Here is a 19,483-nt window from a genome sequence, read left to right as displayed (position 1 = left end):
TTGTTTATGCCCGGGCGCTGCGCGCGCCCGGGTCATTTCTTGCAGGTGCTATCAGGTAATGATGTGTTGCTGGTTTACAAGCTCGTCGTAGGTGGTCTGAACATTGTCCAGCGTAACGAGTGTAGATTTAGTGTAGGCGGCTCCCGTGCCGTCACGGTCGATGGAGATCACAGTATTGTTACCGCTTTGTGAAACAGAGACATAGTTCCCCAGCGTCGACGCGCTACCGTTCCACCCCACCAGCAGATCGCCAATGTCGATCTTGTCTCCCTGCGTGAGGGAGAAGTTCGTCCAGTGGTCGCCCGTGCTGTTACCTGCGGTGGCGTTACCCGCCGTGTTGTTCAACACCTGATAAATCAACGTGTCGCCGTAGGCCGTACCGCTAATCACATCGTTATGCTCCGAACTGACAAATTTCGGCGCCATGTCAATGGTCAGCGACGCGGTATCTTTAACACCGTTGGCATCGGTCAGGGTGTAGTTAAAGACCTCCTTGCTGGTAATGGTAGAGAGCGAGATACCCGGGTTGAGGGTGTAGGTGTAACTGCCGTCAGCGGCAATCGCCAGCGTCCCGTAGTGGCCCGTGATGTTTGACATCGTGCTGCCGGTGTACGGATCCAGCGTAGTGGTAACGCCGTCGTAGCCGGTAATGCTCACGCGGGTATCAACCGAGTGGAGCTGGTCCATCGCCCCTGCGGAGTCGGTGCCGTCGAAGATATTGCCGTCAACGGTGTGGGTACCCGTCGCGTCGAACTGCGACAGCGAGTAGCTGGTGCCGGTCACGCTTGGGGTGATGGTGATATTTCCTACCCCCAATGGCCCCATTTTGCCCGTATAGCTCAGCGTATAGGTTCCCGCCTCCAGATCGAGACCCGTCAGGTTGATGGTCGCCGTGCCGCCCAGCAGTAACCCACCGTTAAACGAGCCGGTTCTGACGGTGGTTGCGCCGTTGGACAGCGTCCAGTCCACCGTTAACCCGGTAAGCGTCAGCAGCGAGGCGACGTTAAACGACAGAACCACGTTATGCAGCGCGGTATTAGGATCCACCACGAAGGTCCCGCTCCCGCTGCCCTGGGTTGAGGCAAGCAGCGCAGCGTTCCAGCTCGCCGACCCGACCGTCGTATCGGAATAGGCGGCCGTATGGTGAACCGACGTGACGTCCATCGCGGTGCTGACATCGTTTACCGCATCCATTGGGCGCGCGGTTGGGGTGATGTTCAACGATGCCGTGTCTTTCGAGCCGTCAGGCGCGGTGATGGTGTAAACGAAGGTATCCGGCGTGCTGATATGGTCCGCGCCGACCCCGCTGTTCAGGGTGTAGGTGTACTCTCCGGCCGCGTTGATCCGCAGCGTACCGTACTCGCCGGTGATCTCCGTCAGACCGCTGCTGTTCACCGCCACGCCGTTAACGTCGGAGACTACGGTACCCGCTGGCGCAATATCATCCGCCAGCACATCGCCGGTGGTGCTCTCGCTCACGCTTGCCACGCTGTAGACATGATCCTGCAAGACGTTCAGCGTGTAGGCCGTCAGCGCGGTGATCCCCGCCGCCGTATTGAGCAGGAACAGGTACTCACCGGCGGGCAGATTCAGCGTCAGCTGCGGGGAGGTGCCGCCCAGCAGCGGCGCGCGCAGCCAGCCGGGTTCAACGCGCATCTGCTCGAAGGTCTGCGTCGCATTGTTGAACTTATAGATGTAAAGGTCGAACACCGAGGCCAGCGCGACGCCGCCCACGGACGCCTGAACGGTCATGGTGCGGGTGGTGCCTTCTTCCACGTTATAGATGATCGGGTTGGCCAGATCGTCCAGCAGGTTCAGCCCCAGCGTATTGCCAAGGTTGATCCCCACCAGGGTAAAGCCGCCCTGCGACGAGGTGCCGTTGTTGATCGCCTCCACGGTGGTATCGAAGGTCAGCGAGGCGGTATCGTCCACGGCCACGATACCGCTGCTGCTGGTGCCTTCGCCCAGCGACAGCACCAGATTTGCCGAGGCGCTGGTGCCGTTGTGGGTGATGGTGTAGGTAAAGTTCTCCGTGCGGCCAATGACGGCGGCGCTGGTGTTGGTCAGGTTATAGGTATAGCTGCCGTCCAGGTTGATGGTCAGCGTGCCGTACTGCCCCTGAATCACTGTGCCGTCAGCCGTAACGCTGGTGGTGGTGCCCTGGGCGTTGGTGACCGCAGTGACGGTGGTGCCCGCCGGGGCGTTGTCGCTGCCTGCGGTTGGATCCACGTCGGTGATGACGTTACCGACAATGTTGGTTTCGCCGGACACGGTGCCTGCGCTGGTCTCTTTCACCGCCACATCGAGGCTGGTGTAAGAGCCGGTTGCCAGCAGGTTAGTGTTGTAGCTCAGGACGCGATACTGACCATCCGCCAGACCGTTCAGGTTCAGCGACACCCCCGTCGCGCCGAGGGTCAGCAGGTCAGCGAACTGCGGCTGTCCGGTATCGACCACGGTGGTCCAGGTGTTGTTGGCGGCGTCAAAGCGCTGTACCACCAGCTCAAGGGTATTGAGCAGGGAAAGAACGGCACCCGTGGCGTTGGCGTTCACGGCAATATCCGCACTGCCGCCGTTGCCGACGGTGAAACCTACCTGCGCGGTGTCGTTGCCGAGCAGCGTCAGCACGTTACCTACGGCGCCCACCAGCAGGAAACCATAGTCGCTGTACTGCGAGTTGGTCACCGTTGCGGTGGTCGTCAGCGCCAGCTCTTCAACGTTGGTGCTGGCAGAGAGCGGCACCACCGGCGCAAGGGCTGAGCCGGGCAGCGAGACGTTCCCTGCCGCATCGGTGGCGGTGATTTGCAGCGTCTGGCCTTCCGTCTGTTTATTGAGGAAGGTGTAGCTCCAGGATCCGTTGCTGTCTGCCGTGGCGGTGACCGTTGAATTGTCCGCCAGACGGATGGTGACGGTGCTGCCCGCTTCGGCGCTACCGGTCAGTACGCTGCCGTCTGCGTTGAAGGTCCCGGTTGGAGCCGTTGGCGCAGTGAGATCGACAATGACGGTGGTCGACGTGGAAATCGGGCTGGTGCCCGAGCCGTTGCTCGCCGTGGCGGTGAAGGCATGTGGCCCTTCGCTCAGCACCGGCGTGGTGAAGCTCCAGTTGCCGCTGGCATTCGCGGTGACCGTGCCCATCAGCACCCCGTTGTTATAGAGGGTGATGGTCGCGTTCGGCTGCGCCGTGCCGCTCAGGGTTGGCGTGGTGTCATCGGTGGTTTTCCCGTTGGTCAGGTTGCCCGTCACCGTGCCGACGTTATCGTCGATGTTAGCGATAACCGGCGCGTTCGGGATCGTGGTGATCGGGGCAATCACGGAGGTGGTGATACCCGCGTTACCGGCCTTATCGGTAGCAAAGACAATCAGTGACTCCCCGCCGGTCTGTGGAGGGGTGAGGGTGACGCTGAAGTTTCCGCTGCCGTCCGCAACGGCTGTGCCAAGCACGGTTCCGGTGCTGCTGGTGATGGTGACGGTACTTCCCGCTTCCGCCGTACCGGTAACCTGCGTCCCGTTGGTGATCACCGCCAGCCCGGTTGGGGCTGCTGGCGGCGTCAGGTCAACGTTGATCGTGATAATCGGCGATGGCGCGCTGGTATTGCCCGCGGCATCGGTGGCGGTGGCGGTGAAGCTATGCGCGCCTTCGATCAGCGTGGTGCTGGTTTGCGGCAGCGTCCAGTTGCCGTTGGCATCGGCGGTAACGGTTCCCACCAGCGTCGTGCCGTCGTAAATACGTACGGTGGCATTGGCTTCCGCCGTGCCGTTTAAGGTCGGACGGGTGTCGTTGGTTGGGTTGGTGCCGGTGACAGGGCCGGTGACGGTTCCCACATCATCCACAATCGAGGTGATTGCCGGTGCGACAGGGGCGGTGGCATCCACATTGATGGTGTAACCCCCGGTCTGCGCGCTGGCGTTGCCCACGGCGTCGGTGGCGGAGAAGGTCAGATTATGCGGCCCGTCAGCCAGCGGGGTGGACGGCGTAAAGCTCCACGCGCCGCCGGTGGCGACCGCGGTGCCAATCTGTACCCCATTGTCGTAGATGGTTACCGTCGCGCCGGCTTCTGCCGTACCGGTGAGCGTTGGTCGTGCATCGTTGGTTAACCCGCCGTTGGCGACAGGCGTCGCAGCATTACCGACGTCGTCGGTGACACTGGTCAGCACCGGTAGCGCTGGCGGCGTGGTGTCAATGATCAGGCTGAAGTCGGCGGACGGCGCGCCGGTGTTACCCGCCTGATCCGTTGCTTCTGCGGTAAAGGTGTGTGACCCGGTGCCCAGCGGCACGGTGATATCGACGGTCCAGTTGCCGTTAGCATCGGCAGTACCGGTGCCCACCAGCGTAGTGCCCTCGTAGATATTCACGGTGGCCAGCGGCTCGCTGGTCCCCACCAGCCGCGGGAGAGGATCGTTCGTGGTCTGGCCGGAGCCAATCGCCCCGGTGATGGTGCCAACATCGTCTATCGCCTGGGTGATAACCGGCGCGGCAGGCACAGTTGTATCCACAACCAGCGTAAAGCCCGGTGAGGCAGGACTGATGTTGCCCGCGGCATCGGTTGCCGTGGCGGTCCAGGTGTGGCTGCCGTTTGCCAGCGTGCCGGTGGTGAAGCTCCATACGCCGTTGGCATCCGCCACGGCGGTGCCCACCTGCTGACCATTCTCATAGATGGTGATGGTCGCGTTGGCTGCCGCGGTGCCGTTCAGCGTTGGCGTGGTGTCGTCTGTGCTTTGTCCCGAGGCGACCGGGCCCAGCACGGGACCGGCATTGTCGGTGGCGGGGGTAAAGACCGGTGCTTCGGGCACCGTCGTATCCACCGTCAGGTTGAACGGTGGCGAGGTGACCCCGGTATTGCCTGCGGCATCGGTGGCGTTAAAGGTAATGGTATGCGGCCCTTCACCCAGCGCGGTGGTCGGCGTGAAGGTCCAGTTACCCTGGGCGTTGACGACCGCCGTGCCGATTTCCACATCATCGACAATAACGTGCACCGTTGCGCCCACTTCCCCCGTACCGTTGAAGGTTGGACGGGTGTCGTTGGTGGAACCGTTGCTGGCGATGATTCCCGTTCCCGGGCTGACATCGTCTATCACCGTGGTGACCACCGGGGCCGCAGGGCCAGTGGTATCCACCGTAAAGGCGAACACTGGCGAGTTGGCGGAGACGTTTCCAACATCATCGCTGGCGTTTACGCGCAGGTTATACGTCCCGTCCGTCAGGACCGGATCCGGCGTAAAGGTCCAGTTACCGTTGCCGTCGACCGTAGTGGTACCAATCTCCACGCCGTTATTCAGAACGTGAATAGTGGTGCCCGCCTGGCCGGTGCCGCTCAGGGTTGGCGTGGTGTCATTTGTCACCTGCCCGGCGGTAAGCGGGCCGGTTACGCCACCCGGGGCGTTGTCGCTGACCGTAACGATCGTCGGCACCTGTGGCGCAGTAAGATCGATTTCGACGCTCCAGGCGTTGGACGGCTGGCTGACGTTGCCCTGCGGATCCGTGGCTCTGACGGTAAAGTCATGCGTCCCTTCGCCGAGGGCGGTTTCAGGAGTAAATGTCCAGGCGCCGGTACCGTCTGCTGCCACGGTACCAATCTGCGTGGTGCCATCAAAAATGGCGACGACGCTGTTCGGCTCAGCGGTACCGGTCAGGGTTGGCGTGGTGTCGTTGGTTGGATCGCCGCTTGGAACAGGCGTTGCCGCATTGCCTGCGTTATCCGTCACGCTGGTAATCACCGGCGTGGTAGAGACGGTGTCGACCACAATGGTGATCCCGGCCGACGGGGTGCTCTCATTGCCTGCCGGATCGGTGGCGGTCACGGTCAGGGTGTGGCTGCCGTCGTCCAGCGCAGGCGGCGTGTAGCTCCAGGTGCCAGTCGGACCGACAATAACGGTGCCCAGCGGGTCGCCGTCATCGTACACCGTAATGGTGTCCCCGGCCGTGCCTGTCCCGGTCAGGGTAGGACGGTTATCGTTGGTGCTCTGCCCGTCGGCGATTGGCCCGGTGATCGGACCTACGTCATCGGTCACCGCACCGATGGCTGGCGCTGTCGGGGCGGTAAGGTCGACGGTGACGGTCGCGACAGGCGACTGCCCGCTGGTCGCGCCGGTGGTGGTGTTTGTAGCGGTCACGGCGAAGGTGTGTGGCCCTTCCGTCAGCGGCAACAGCGGCGTGTAGCTCCAGTTGCCGTTGGTATCCGCAACGACAGTGGTCACCGGAAGCAGCGATCCATCCTGATAAATGGCGATCACGCTGCCCGGATCGGCGGTGCCGGTAAGGGTAGGCGTGGTGTCATTGGTGGTTTTATCTTTCACGTCGCCCGTGACGGGATCGACGTCATCGTTGATCGCCGTAATCACCGGCACCGCAGGCAGCTCGAGCGGAGAGTCCGGCACGTCAAAGGTGGTTGACGGGCTGGCATTGCCTGCGGGGTCCGTGGCGATCAGCGTCAGCGTCGCGGCATCCAACTGGGCCGGGGAGAGGGCAATGGAGAAGGAGCCTCCCGTCGCGACCCCGGTCCCGATGATATTGCCGTTGGCGTCACGAACCGTCACCGTGGTTCCGTCATCCGCCGTCCCGGTCAGCGGGGTGCCCTCCGCGGCAATGGTCATATTCGTTGGCGTTGCAGGCGGCAGGGTATCCACCGTCACGCTGAGATCGCCGGAGCTGGCGGAGGTATTCCCCGCCGCGTCACTCGCGACCACTGAGAAGGTATGCGGCCCCTCGTTGAGCGCAGGGTCGGCGGTCCAGGACCATGTCCCGTTCGGCTGAACCTCCACGACCACCGGCGAGGCGACACCATCAACGGAGACGGTGACGCTCGAACCCGGCTCGCCAATCCCGGTGAGGGTTGGCGTACCGTCGCGGGTGTAAAGCACGCTGTTGTTCAGCTGGCTGTCAGAGACGGCGTCAATTTGCGGCACGGTTGGCGCCTGCGTATCAACCTCCACCGTAAAGACCGGACTTACCGGGCTAACGTTACCGGCATCGTCCACCGCGGCGACGGTGATATTCAGCGGGCCGTCGGTTTGTGTCGGCAGGGTATAGGACCATTCATTATTGACGACCTCTACGCGCGCGACTTCCACGCCGTTGTTGTAGATGATCACCGTCTCGCCGGTGGTGCCGGTTCCGCCGATGCCTGGCGTAGTGTCGTTGGTAGACTCGCCATTCTGCACGCCACCAATGGCACTGATAACCGGAGTATCCGGGGCGAGGGTATCGACCGTTATCGTGATACCGGCTGATGGCACAGATTCATTCCCGGCTTCATCGGTGGCGGTCGCCGTGTATTCGTGCGTCCCTTCGCCAATGTTGCTCTCAGGACGCCAGCTCCAGTTACCGTTACCGTCCACCGTAACGCTGCCCACGGCCTGCGGCTCGCCTGTACCCACCTGGTCATAGATGGTAATGACGTCATTCGGCGTACCGGTGCCACTCAGAACCGGACGCGGATCGTTGGTGGATTCGCCATCCAGCACGGGTCCGGTGATCTGGCTTACGCTGTCTGTCACCGTTGGGGTTCCCGGTTGGGCAGGCGCGTCAGTATCAATGGTAATGGTCACCGGCGTGGACGGCGCGCTTTCGTTCCCGGCGCTGTCCTGGTTAGTGACCGTCAGGGAGAGATCGTAGGTGCCGTCAGGGAGCGGATCATCCGGCGTCCAGCTCCAGTTACCGTCGCCATCGATCTCGGCTTCACCAATTTTAGTAGCGCCATCGTAAATGTTCACGATATCCCCCGGCGTGCCCGAGCCGCTCAGGGTTGGCGTGGTATCCCGGGTGGTCTCCCCTGGATTCAGAGCCGTCCCCGGCGTGCCGCCGTCCGGGTTGACGGTGATCTCAGGAATATCCGGCGTTGCAGGCGCGGTCGTGTCGATCGCCAGTTCAAACGGCGGCGAAATGGTGGTGTTACCCGCCTCATCCGTTGCGTGGACCGTCAGCGAGTGCGGGCCGTCCGTCAGCGGCGTGGTTGGCGTAAAGCTCCAGCCGCCGCTGCCGTCGAGCACCGCCGTGCCGAGCAGGGTGGTTCCGTCATAGATCGTGATGGTGGTGCCGTCCGGTGCGGTTCCCTGCAACTGCGGCAGCGTGTCGTCGGTGGTGTCCCCGCTGTTAAGCGGAAGCTGCACGGGCCCCACGTTATCGGAGACGGTGTCAATGGTGGCCGCTGGTGGCGGGGTGGTATCGACGGTAAGGGTAAAGCCGGCTGATGGTGCGCTGGCGTTACCGGCCGCATCGCTCGCGACGACGGTGAACGTATGCTGCCCGTTCACTAATGGGGTAGCAGGTGTGAATGTCCATGCGCCACCGCTGTTAACAACGGCAGTACCAATATCCTGTCCGTCCAGGCGGATCGTCACGGTGGAGCCCGGCTCACCGGTACCGTTCAGCGTCGGGAGCGTGTCGTTGGTAGTTTCATTGGTGTCGAGCGCACCCGTGCGGCCCGGTACGTCATCAATGACCTGCGTAATGGCCGGCGCGCCCGGCGCGGCGGTATCCACCGTGATGCTCCAGGTGTTCGATGTCCCGCTGAGGTTATTATTGGCGTCAACCGCCGTCGCCGTCAGCACGTGCCCGCCGTCCGGTAGCGCGGTTTCCAGCGTGATGGACCACTGACCGTTCGCCGAAACCAGCGCGGTGCCAAGCACGGTAGTACCGCTGTAGAGGGTGATGGTGGTGCCAGGCTCGCCCGTTCCGTTGATGGTTGGCGTGTTGTCGTTGGTGAGACCGTTCTGGCTGACAGGACCGGTGACGCCTGGGGCATCATCCACCACGCCCGTGATGACAGGGGTTTGTGCCGCGGTGATGTCCGGCGCGTCAAACGGCGCGGTCGGGCCGGTGTTTCCGGCGGTATCGGTGGCATCGGCGGTCAGGGCTTCGCCGTTGGCTTTCGGCGGGATCAGTTCAACGCTGAAATTCCCCTGATCGTCGGCGACCGCTTCCCCGACCTTCACGCCATTTTCACGAATGGTGACGGTACTGCCCGGCTCGGCTGTACCGGTTACGGTGGTGCCGTCGGCAGAGATCACCACGTTTTCCGGCGCCAGCGGTGGGGTGCTGTCTGGCGCGTCGGCAAAGCCAGACGGGCTGGTGTTACCGCTGCCGTCGGTGGCCGTCACTTCAAGGGCTTCGCCGTTGGTCTGGGCTGGCGAAATCGGGATGGTGAAGGTGCCGTCCGGGCCGGCGGTGGCCTGGCCGATGATCGTACCGTCCGGCGCTTTAATGATAATCGTGCTGTTTGGCTCGGCGGTTCCGCTGACGCTGGCCCCGTCTTCCGCCACCACCAGGTTGCCCGGTGCGGCAGGTGGGGTGATATCCGCTGCGTTGACCAGCGCCGGTGAGCTCTGATTGCCTGCGGCATCGGAGGCGACCACGGAGATAATCTCGCCGTTGGTCTGCGCAGGGTTCAGGTTGACGACATAGTTGCCGTTGCTGTCGGCAGTGGCGGTCCCGATTTGCAGCCCGGCATTGTTGGTGATGACGATTTTACTGCCCGGCTCGGCGGTACCGGTGATCTGGGTGCCTGCGGAGTTGAGCGTCGCAACCGGCATGTCTGGCGGCGTAAGATCGACGGTAAAGTTGATCGGCTGAGACAGACCGCTCTGGTTGCCTGCCGCATCGGTTTCCCGCAGGGTAATCGAGTGTGCGCCTTCTGCCAGTGGACTCGTCGGCGTGATGCTCCAGGTGCCGTTCGGCAGAACGGTGGTGGTGCCGATAACAACGCCGTTATCGTAAACCGTGATCGTGCTGCCCGGTTCGCCTCTGCCCGTCAGACGTGGCTCTGAGGCATCGGTAAACTGCCCGGCACCGATCGCTCCTTTCAGTACGCCCGTGTCGTCGTTAATGATAAATCCGGAAGGCGTTTGCGGCGCGGTGACATCTACCGTGACGGTAAAGACCGGCGAGGCCGGGCCAGTGTTACCGGCGACGTCGGTGGCGCGCACGGTAAGCTGGTGGCTGCCTTCGCTCAGGTTCACCGACGGCGTAAAGCTCCAGCTTCCGTTACTGCCCACAACGGCTGTGCCAATGGCAATGCCGTTATCATAGATGGTGACCGTCGAGCCCGCTTCCGCCGTACCGGTGAGCTGTGGCCGTGGGTCGTTGGTGCTGCTTCCACTCCCGAGTGTGCCGGTGCCAGGCGCAACATCATCGGTGATGCTGACGATCGCTGGCGCGCCAGGCGCGACGGTATCGACCACGAAGCTTACCGCCGTGGACGCCGGGCTAGTATTGCCTGCGGCATCGGTCGCGGTGGTGGTAATGGCGTGGTTGCCTTCAGACAGGTTGGTCGACGGGGTAAAGCTCCATTTCCCGGTGGCATCGGCTGTGGCGGTGCCAATCGGTTTCCCGTTGTCATAGAAGGTAATGACGGTGCCGGCTTCACTGATGCCGCTGAAGGTCGGGCGGGCATCGTCCGTGCGTTGTCCGTTGCTCAGCGGGCCTGTTTCGGCGCCTACGTTATCATTGACGGTGACAATCTCCGGTGCATCCGGCGCGGTTAAATCCGGTGCCGTTACCTGAACGCCCGGGCTGGTATTGCCGGACGGATCGGTGGCGGTAGCGGTGATCTGTTCCCCGTTGGTGAGCTGCGTACCCAGATCAATCGTAAATTTCCCGTCGCTACCCGCTTTGCCCGTTCCGATGGTGTTGCCATCGGCATCTTTCAGGGTAACGGTGCTGCCCGGCTCAGCGGTACCGGTGACGGTTTTGCCGTCAGGGGAGACCTCCAGATTGGCCGGGGCATCCGGTGCGGTGAGATCCGGTGCCGTAACCTGACCGCCCTGGCTGGTATTGCCGGATGGATCGGTGGCGGTGGCGGTGATCTGTTCCCCGTTGGTGAGTGGCGTACCGAGATCAATCGTAAATTTTCCGTCGCTGCCCGCCTTGCCCGTTCCGATGGTGTTGCCATCGGCATCTTTCAGGGTAATCGTGCTGCCCGGCTCAGCGGTACCGGTGACGGTTTTGCCGTCAGGTGAGACCTGTAGATTGGTGGGGGCATCCGGAGGCGTGGTATCTGGCTCGGAAGGATTTCCCGGATTGCCGGGATTCGGGCTGTTGTTATCGTCATCTCCGCCACCTCCACCGCCAGTTCCCGCCGCAATGGCAATCCCACCTGCGGCGGCCAGGCCACCCAGCACCCAGGGCCACGCAGCGGCGCCGCCGGCATCACTCCCTGACGCCGCCAGTAATGCATCGGTGGAGGCGATGGATTCATAGGTTGCGGCACCGGTTGGATCTTCAATCCACCACAGCGCACCGTCGCTCTCCTCAAGCACCAGCTGGCTCACGCCCTGCGCGTCGGTGACGTAGAAATTCTTGAGGGTAATCACTTCGCCCGAGTTGAGGGTAATCACCAGATCGTTTCCGCTGCGGGAGTAACCTGAGATGTCGGCGCGATCCACGTTAAGTTTAACGATTGAGGAGTGATCGAGTGTTATCTGTGTCCCTTCCGTGGTCGTTTCCACGCCAGTTAATTTAGATATAACAGATATTTGGCTCATACAATTATTACTCCAGCTGAGTGATTGGTTACGGCGTGTAAAACAAAGCCATCGTTTCTGAAGAGACGAACGCGCTCCCGGCGAAAATACTGTTTAATAAACAGGATTTACCGTTACTTTCTTTAGCGCGACCGATGCCCGCCAGGATTAAAAGTGGCAACCTCAGGGCAAAGCTAATTATTTACACAGGAAATAGTTGTTTATTTATATGTTTGCGATTTATAAGCCTTATTATTTGTGCAGGTATTGATTTATTTCGTTATGAAAATGATATAGCTATAAATGTCTGAATATGCAAATTAAGTGTTCGTAAACCCAGTACGGCTATTGCAGGGGCGATTAATTGATAGCGTTAATATATTTCGTTAGCTGTGAGGGCGCGTGGGTAAAGGGTTTTGGCGTTAAAGGTGCAACCCTTAAAACGCTGCTGGTGGGGCGATAATAATAATTAAAATGTGCGGTAAATATTTAATTTTGGTTAGGTTTAATTTCTGCTTAATAGTAATTTAAGTTAGGGTGAAATATCTGGTGTATGATATATTTTAAATTCTCTCATTTATAAAATATATTTTTACGTGCGGGTTAATTTCTGCTACTCCAAAAATAACGTGATTTCTTCTCATGTTTAATAAATAAAAGGCCGCAAGCGTGGCCTTTCAGAGGCAATCGGTATTAGCCTAAAGAAATTAAGCCGATTTCCACGAGGGCGGCTAATGTCAAAAGAATAAAGAGGATAACAACTATTGGTCTGTACATTTTTAAGGTTCCATCCTTGTGTGAAGTCCTGCCCATCGTGTCCGTTGTCATTTTCCATGGTAATGATGTGCTGTCGTTGATGCTCATCAAAGGGACGCAGCAGATTGAGGAAAATCTGCATTCAGGGTTGGAACCATTCAACGCTGTGTGGGTTGCGTGGCGGGGAGCTGTCGCCACTGGCGGATGTGCTCGATCAGGGCTCTGAGCTTGGGGGCCATATTGTGGCGCTGGGGAAAATAGAGATAAAAACCAGGAAAAGATGGAAGAAACGCATCCAGTAAGGAAACCAGCTGTCCTGATTCAATGTACGGTGTGAAGGTGTCCTCGGTGGCAAAGGTTATACCACCGCCGGCCAGCGCGAGGCTGAGCATAAGACGCAGATCGTTAGTGGTGATTTGTGGTTCAATTGCCACATCGAAAGGGACGCCTGCTTCCTCAAACTCCCAGCGATAGGGGGCAACGTCCGGGGAAGGGCGCCAGCCGATACACCGATGAGCGACCAGCTCACGGGGATGCGCCGGTGCGCTGTGTGTCGCCAGATAGGAAGGTGAAGCCACCACCCGTTCACGCTGCTGGCCCGTAAGGGGAATCGCGATCATGTCTTTTTCGATAACTTCGCCCAGTCTCACCCCAGCGTCATAGCCCGCTGCCACGATATCGAATTCCTCATCTGACACGAAGACATCAAGCGATACCGCAGGATGCGCTGCCGCAAACGAGGCGAGCAGTGGGCCAGAAAGAAACGCTTCCGCTATTGAGGTGACAGCGATCCTGAGCTGTCCGCGCGGCATGCTGTCCGAGGTGACATCGTCAAAGGCCGCCTCAATGTTGGCGATGGGCCCCAGCAACGATTTATGCAACCGTTCACCCGCTTCGGTGAGCCTTACCGAGCGCGTGGTGCGCATCACCAGCAGGGTCTGAAACCCATCTTCGAGACGTCTTATCCCCTGGCTGACAGCGGAACGGGTGATGCCCAGCCGCCCGGCGGCCGCGCTGAAGCTGCGCTCCTCGGCGACCGCCAGAAAAAGCGGTAACAAATTAAGATCAATTTTCATTGTTTAACATTGCTAACCAGTGAGTCCAGTAAAGGCAGGATACAAGAAACAATGTTGAGACTCTATGATTGCTTTGAACTCAACTGAAGGAGCAAAACATGAACAAAGTGATCTTAATTACCGGTGCCTCCAGCGGTATTGGAGAAGGTATTGCCAGAGAGCTGGGAAAGGCAGGCGCAAAAGTTTTCCTGGGGGCACGCAGGCTGGAGCGCATCCACGCCCTGGCTGATGAAATCCGCAGCGCAGGAGGAGAGGCAGAGGCTCAGGTATTAGACGTTACCAGCCGCCAGTCTATGGCCGCCTTCGTTGAGGCAGCACGGGAAAAGTGGGGCCGCATTGACGTTCTTATTAACAATGCGGGCATTATGCCTCTGTCTCCGCTTTCGGCTGGCAAGCAGGATGAGTGGGAACGCACCATTGACGTGAATATTAAGGGGGTACTGTGGGGAATTGGCGCGGTTCTGCCGATTATGGAAGCCCAGAACTCGGGGCAGATCATTAATATTGGCTCGATCGGTGCCTTGTCCGTCGTGCCCATGGCCGCCGTCTATTGCGCGACCAAATTTGCGGTCCGGGCCATTTCCGATGGTTTGCGTCAGGAAAGTTCAAACATCCGCGTGACCTGCGTCAACCCCGGAGTGGTGGAAAGCGAACTGGCCTCGACCATTACGCACAAAGAAACCATGGCGGTGATGGATGCGTACCGGGCTATTGCTCTCAAACCAGCTGATATCGCTCGCGCCGTGCGCCACATCATCGAGGCGCCTGAGAGTGTCGATACCACCGAAATCACCATCAGACCTACGGCCTCCGCAAACTAACGTAGCGGGTCAGGCATCAGCCTGAACCGCTTCACTCTCTTACCACGGCTGTTCGGGCGGCATAATAAACAGCTCTGCCACGTTCACATGTTCCGGTGCCTGCAACACGTAAGGAATCGAGTCGGCGACATCATCGGCTTTCAGGAACGTCATCTTCTCCTTCAACTGTTCCATCGGTGCACGATAATTTTTGTCACTGATATGCTCGAATAATTCACTTTCAACGGCACCCGGCTGAAGCGAGGTGACGCGAATGTTGAACTGAGGCGCCAGCTCCACGGACGGGGGGGTTATATGCCGCTGCCAATGGTCGAGGAAGCTTTCGCAGCGGGAAAACGGGTTACGCTGAACGTGCAGATGCAGCCCGACGTCGGGACCGGTTTTTCCATGCGGGCAGTGCACCTGGAAGAACATCCGCCCGGCCAGGCCAGATGCTGGTTCGTTAACACGCTGAAAGGCTGACATGCCGGGTATCAATAGCATCGTTGGGTAGCCAGCATTCATTGCTCAGGAGGGCTTTCCACTCTCTCATTGCGCTGGTTGGAACCCACGGTGTTACCGGCGCGATCCGAAATCTCATACTCAATGGTAACGTTATGCCTGGTGGTCGGTGTGACGGTGATGTCCTTGATCCTGCTGCCCGAATCGGGGGGAAGCGTGAGGCTTGTATTGCCTTTAGCCAGCACCCGACCATTTTGCTTCACCTGCCACTTCAGACGACACGCCTCACAGGCGGACCAGGTGTCATTGATCGCCCACAGGCGAACCGTTGCTTCGCTTCCCTGACGCCACACCGCCGTCACGGGTTCAATCGACGGCAGAATGGGCTGATAGGCTTTTTGCAGGGCGTAGTAGCCCGCTTTCGGCTTACGCAGATAATCCACGACGCCCCAGTTGATGGAGGGCCAGGTTTCTACAAACATAAAGTGGAAGAGGGCAGTTACCGGCTGGTAGCGCTGCCGACGATAGCTCTCTGCCGCCATTGCCACCAGCTCTGCCTGGTAACGCTGGGTGTTGGCAATCATCTCCTGAATGGTATTGCCCCGCGGAATATTGGCAAATTTAAAGGTCTGGAAGGGCTGGAAGTTATGGTATTTCCAGTGCGTCCAGCCGGGATCGTCGGCGGAGGTGCTTTTCGGCCACATCAGGCGGGCGGGAATGATGGTTTTCAGGGTTGAGAGTCGCGGTAGCGCCTGAGCGCCAAACTCCGTGATGATCGCGGTTTTGGCGGGGCCAAGAAGATCGCGCATGGTGCCAAAGTACCATCCGGCCCAGTAGTGTTCTTCCACCGCAGAAAAACGATGCACTATGCGCGAGGTATCTTGCGAAAGCGCGTCTCCGACGCGTTTCGTCAGCGTCTGGTTCAGGTTTTTATTCCAGTCGGGAAAGCGTTTTTCCATCCACGGTGAATTCCATGGCGGCTCGTTATGACCGCCCCAGACGATAATGGCCGGGGAATTACCAAACTGTTCAACCATCTCGCGGGTCTGTCGCGCGGCATTATCCGCGAAGGCGTCGCTGTTATTGTAACCCCATTGCAGGGGGACATCCTGCCAGATCATCAGCCCCATTTCGTCAGCCACATCGTAAAGTGCCCGGCCTGCCACATGCGAGTGAACGCGTATCGCGTTGGCGTTCATTGCCTGCACCAGCCTGAAATCGCGGCGATATTTTTTGCGTGTCATGGTGCTAAGCCACGGGGAGCCGATGTAATTACTCCCTTTGATAAACAGGCGTTTGTCATTAAAGAGCCAGCCCTTGTTGTCAGGCTGCTTCACTATCTTGCGTAACCCGGTACGGGCAACTGCGGTATCCATCACTCCTTGCTTATCCGTCAGGGTTGCGCGCACTCGGTACAGGTTTGGCCTGCCATAGCCCACTGGCCACCAGAGCCTGGCGCCTTGCATTGGCAGCGTGACGCGAAGCGATTGCGGCTTTCCGTCCGTTCTCGCAAGGTTTACAGGGAATTTCTGCTTTACAGGCGGGCCCGTAAAATTGTCTGGCGTGGCCGACAGGCGCAAAGTTACGTCACCGGCAGACAACGCCCGGTAGCGGATCTCGGCGTGCAGCGCTGGTTTGCTCAGCCCTTCACGCCAGTCCGGACGCAGTATTACCTCGTCGATGGTCACTCCGCGGCTCAAATGTAGCTTTACCGGCGACCAGATCCCCCCGGAGTTGGCATCCTGGCCGTCCTCTGACCAGGCCCCGCCAGGGCGGGTATCGTGCTGGTTAAGTACGCCTTTAACCATCGTTTTATGCAGCGGCCAGATTGTTTTCGGATCTTCCCAGGGACTGTCCACCCGCACGGCGAGCTTATTGTGTCGCTGCAAAGCATCGCTTATGTCTACCGAGAAGCGCTGAAAATACCCCTCGTGATGGGCAAGATGCCTGCCGTTGAGCGTGACGTCGGCAAAATAGTCCACGCCATCAAAGACCAGGGTGGCCATGGTATCGGGCGCGCGCCTGGGCAGGGTAAATTCGTGCCGATACCAGAGGGCACCCTGATGATCGTATCCGGCGCTGTACCAGTTGGCCGGAACCGCAATCGATCGCCAGTCGCGGTCAGGCGCGCTGGCGCCATCAAAGGTGCTGAGGTTGGCGTCATGCACGCGCCACATTCCGGCCAGTGACCAGGTGACGGGCTGGCTGGCCTGGGCCAGCAGAGGGCTAATTGCCAGCAGCAGAAGAAGCCTGATCATCTTTAACCTCCTGTGCTCTGCGGCGCAGCCAGGCCGCAGAGCGTCTGGCCTCCTCGATAAGCTCGCCATGTAAAACGCTCAGCCCCGTCTGGTTCAGCGAGACCGCCTGACTCTCCAATTGCTGGAGCACTTCTGAAAGACGAATGAAACCGAGGGTGACGGCTTCGCCGCGAAGCTTATGAGCGGCCCGCCGCAGGGCATCGCGGTCATTATGCGCAATGTTCAGCGCCATGGCTGCCACCGCCTCGTCAAGACCGTTGCCGAACAGCGCCAGCAATTCATTAACCAGTTCAGGATCGTCCGCGCACTGTTTTAACAGCTGTGCCTCATCCGGCAGACCCTTATCTTCTCCGGCGAGAACATGGGCTATCTCCTCCCTGAGCGCCTCCTGACTTACCGGCTTGGCAATATAGCCGTCGAAGCCCATTGCCAGACAGCGCGCCTTGTCACCCTGCATGGCATGGGCGGTCATCGCGATGGCGGGCTGGTGGCTACGCCCCCGCGTTAGTGTCTCCTCACGAAGCAGGCGAATGGCCGTTTCACCGTCCATTTCTTGCATTTGCAAGTCAACCAACATCAAATCCCAGGACTGTTCACGCCAGCGTTCGAGGGCCTCCCGGCCATTGGATACCACTTCGCAACGGTGGCCGAGCTGCTCCAGCAGGCGTCTGGCGACTTTCTGATTCACCAGGTTGTCCTCGGCCAGCAGGATTCGCAGACTGGCCTGCGCAGTAACGGGCGCAGTAACGGGCGCAGAAGCGGGCACAGCCGTGGGAGAGGCAAGGGGAGCGGGTGCCAGGACGCTGGCTATGGTTTGATAGAGTTCACGTTGGGCAACCGGCTTATGCAAATAGTGGGCAACCCCGATGCGCTTGAGCATATTGGCATCGAAATGGCGGCTCATGGAACTGAGCATAATGATGTGGCTTTGCTCGGCCTGCGGCATAACAGAGAGCTCAATGGCCAGCGATACACCGTCCATATCCGGCATCTGGGCATCCAGCAGGATCAGCGGCCAGTATCCCCTTTTTGCGGTCAGGCTTAACGCTTCCCCGGCGTTGTTAACACAGGTCGGTGTCAGACCCATCTGGCGAAGCATGGTGTCCAGCAGCCGCAGGTTGGTACTGTTGTCGTCTACCACCAGTACCGATTCGCCGTTAAAGCGTGCTACAGGAGCATCGGTTGCTGAGACAGCCAACTGACCTTCCAGTGGCAACGTAAAAGCAAATTCGCTGCCTTCACCCGGCTCGCTCTGAACCGTTAGCTCTCCGCCCATCAGACTTACCAGGCGGGCAGAAATGGTCAGCCCGAGGCCAGTACCGCCGTAGCGGCGGGTGGTAGAGCTATCGGCCTGGCTGAACGCCTCGAAAATGGCTTTTTGTTTCTCCATCGGGATGCCAATGCCGCTGTCGCGTATGCGAAAACGCCAGTGCCCTTCACTTTCTGTAGGCTCTATTGCCAGCATAACCTCACCGTGATGGGTGAACTTCAGCGCGTTGCCCAGGAGATTAGTCAGAATTTGACGTAGTCGGGGACCATCAACGATGAGCACTTCCGGCACCCCCGGAGCGATATCCACCAGCAGTTCAATGCCTTTTTCGCTGGCGGAGGGCATATGCGGGCGGATGAGCGACTGCACAAAGGGGCGGATTTCCAGCGGCTCTGTATCGACGGTCATCTTCCCTGACTCAATGCGTGAGAAATCGAGAATGTCATTGATGATATGCAGTAGTGACTGCGCTGAACTCATCACCAGAGAAAGATATTCACGCTGTTCGGGGGTGAGCTGTGTATCGAGGCAGAGCTGAGTCATGCCCAGAATGCCGTTCATCGGGGTGCGAATTTCGTGGCTCATGTTGGCGAGAAATGCACTCTTCGCCTCGTTGGCCTCCCGGGCCACTTTCGCCGCTTCAATGGCTAACAACTCGGCCTCCTTGCGGCGGGTGATGTCCTGTAGGGTGCCGATCACCCGTTCGGCCTGCTGCTGCATACTGAGGGTGACCACCTGTCCCGAAACCAGCATCCAGCGCCAGCCCTGCGTCGCGTGTTGCACGCGAATCTCACTTTCAAACACCGGCATGTGCTCCTGCCTGGAGGCGATCATCGCGTTGCGCAGGACGGCACGATCCTCTTCATGGACCAGATTCAGTAAAAAGCGCAGCGGGTAGTGCAGCTGCGTACGTGACTGACCCACCATCGCCAGCAACGTATCGTTCACCTCCAGGCTGTCGTGAGAGACCTGCCAGTTCCAGATGCCGATCTGAATGGACTCTGCGGTCAGTAAAAAATCATCGTGCAGCTGCTGGCGCGAGCGCTGGGCGTCGTCAAGCTCGGTAATATCGGTATGCAGGCTGAGAATGCCGCCATCGGCGAGACGCTGATGCTGCACGTAGAGCCGCCGGTTTCCCGACTGCCGCACCTCTCGATGGCTTGACTGACGGCAGTTGCGAACGATCGCTTCACGCAGGGTCCGGCGGCGGGTGGAGTCGATGTTATAACCCGCATCAATAAATTTCTCCGCCAGGCTCTCGAGGGAAGCGCCGGCGATCAGCCAGGGGGCGATCACCGGGTAAAAGCGCGATATCTGGTCATTCCAGGCCAGCAGATGCTCGGCGGGATCGTAAATCATCACCCCCACAGGCAGCGCGTTGAGATCGAAACGGGATGTGGCTCGCAT

At 59.6% G+C, this 19,483-nt stretch carries 6 protein-coding genes; 1 reads left to right on the top strand and 5 read right to left on the bottom strand.

Features of this window, described 5'->3' with window-relative positions:
• Positions 1-51 precede the first annotated feature (51 nt).
• Complete coding sequence (locus tag RY075_RS17585) at positions 52-11,475, bottom strand: BapA/Bap/LapF family large adhesin (protein WP_302378308.1); 11,424 nt, start codon at positions 11,473-11,475, stop codon at positions 52-54.
• A gap of 893 nt (positions 11,476-12,368) precedes the next feature.
• Positions 12,369-13,286: a LysR family transcriptional regulator gene (locus RY075_RS17580; RefSeq protein ID WP_023323641.1), complete on the bottom strand. Its 918-nt coding sequence runs from the start codon at positions 13,284-13,286 to the stop codon at positions 12,369-12,371.
• Between the two features lie 98 nt (positions 13,287-13,384).
• Between RY075_RS17580 and RY075_RS17575 the strand changes: the two genes are divergently transcribed.
• Positions 13,385-14,107: an SDR family oxidoreductase gene (locus tag RY075_RS17575; RefSeq protein ID WP_023323640.1), complete on the top strand. Its 723-nt coding sequence runs from the start codon at positions 13,385-13,387 to the stop codon at positions 14,105-14,107.
• Positions 14,108-14,146: 39 nt separating this feature from the next.
• Here RY075_RS17575 and RY075_RS17570 read toward each other — a convergent pair whose 3' ends face one another.
• Genes RY075_RS17570 through RY075_RS17560 form a run of 3 tightly spaced genes read right to left on the bottom strand, consistent with a single transcriptional unit; the run spans position 14,147 to position 19,483 of the window.
• A complete protein-coding gene (locus tag RY075_RS17570; protein ID WP_050583628.1) occupies positions 14,147-14,572 on the bottom strand; it encodes a hypothetical protein in 426 nt (141 codons plus the stop codon).
• A gap of 35 nt (positions 14,573-14,607) precedes the next feature.
• Positions 14,608-16,806, bottom strand: coding sequence for a sugar-binding domain-containing protein (locus RY075_RS17565; protein ID WP_302378307.1), 2,199 nt, complete (start codon positions 16,804-16,806; stop codon positions 14,608-14,610).
• A complete protein-coding gene (locus RY075_RS17560) occupies positions 16,775-19,483 on the bottom strand; it encodes a response regulator (RefSeq protein ID WP_338627867.1) in 2,709 nt (902 codons plus the stop codon). The genes RY075_RS17565 and RY075_RS17560 overlap by 32 nt, the downstream gene beginning before the upstream one ends.

It is taken from the genome of Enterobacter sp. JJBC, from assembly GCF_036936505.1.
Lineage (GTDB): Bacteria > Pseudomonadota > Gammaproteobacteria > Enterobacterales > Enterobacteriaceae > Enterobacter > Enterobacter hormaechei_C.
The sequence above is the reverse complement of the archived record's forward strand: the minus strand, read 5'-3'. Positions and strand labels throughout refer to the sequence as shown.

Coding starts and splice junctions, on each gene's coding strand:
- RY075_RS17560 (WP_338627867.1), bottom strand. CDS start 19,483: ATGCGAGCCACATCCCGTTTCGATCTCAACGCGCTGCCTGTGGGGGTG.
- RY075_RS17565 (WP_302378307.1), bottom strand. CDS start 16,806: ATGATCAGGCTTCTTCTGCTGCTGGCAATTAGCCCTCTGCTGGCCCAG.
- RY075_RS17580 (WP_023323641.1), bottom strand. CDS start 13,286: ATGAAAATTGATCTTAATTTGTTACCGCTTTTTCTGGCGGTCGCCGAG.
- RY075_RS17575 (WP_023323640.1), top strand. CDS start 13,385: ATGAACAAAGTGATCTTAATTACCGGTGCCTCCAGCGGTATTGGAGAA.
- RY075_RS17570 (WP_050583628.1), bottom strand. CDS start 14,572: ATGTCAGCCTTTCAGCGTGTTAACGAACCAGCATCTGGCCTGGCCGGG.
- RY075_RS17585 (WP_302378308.1), bottom strand. CDS start 11,475: ATGAGCCAAATATCTGTTATATCTAAATTAACTGGCGTGGAAACGACC.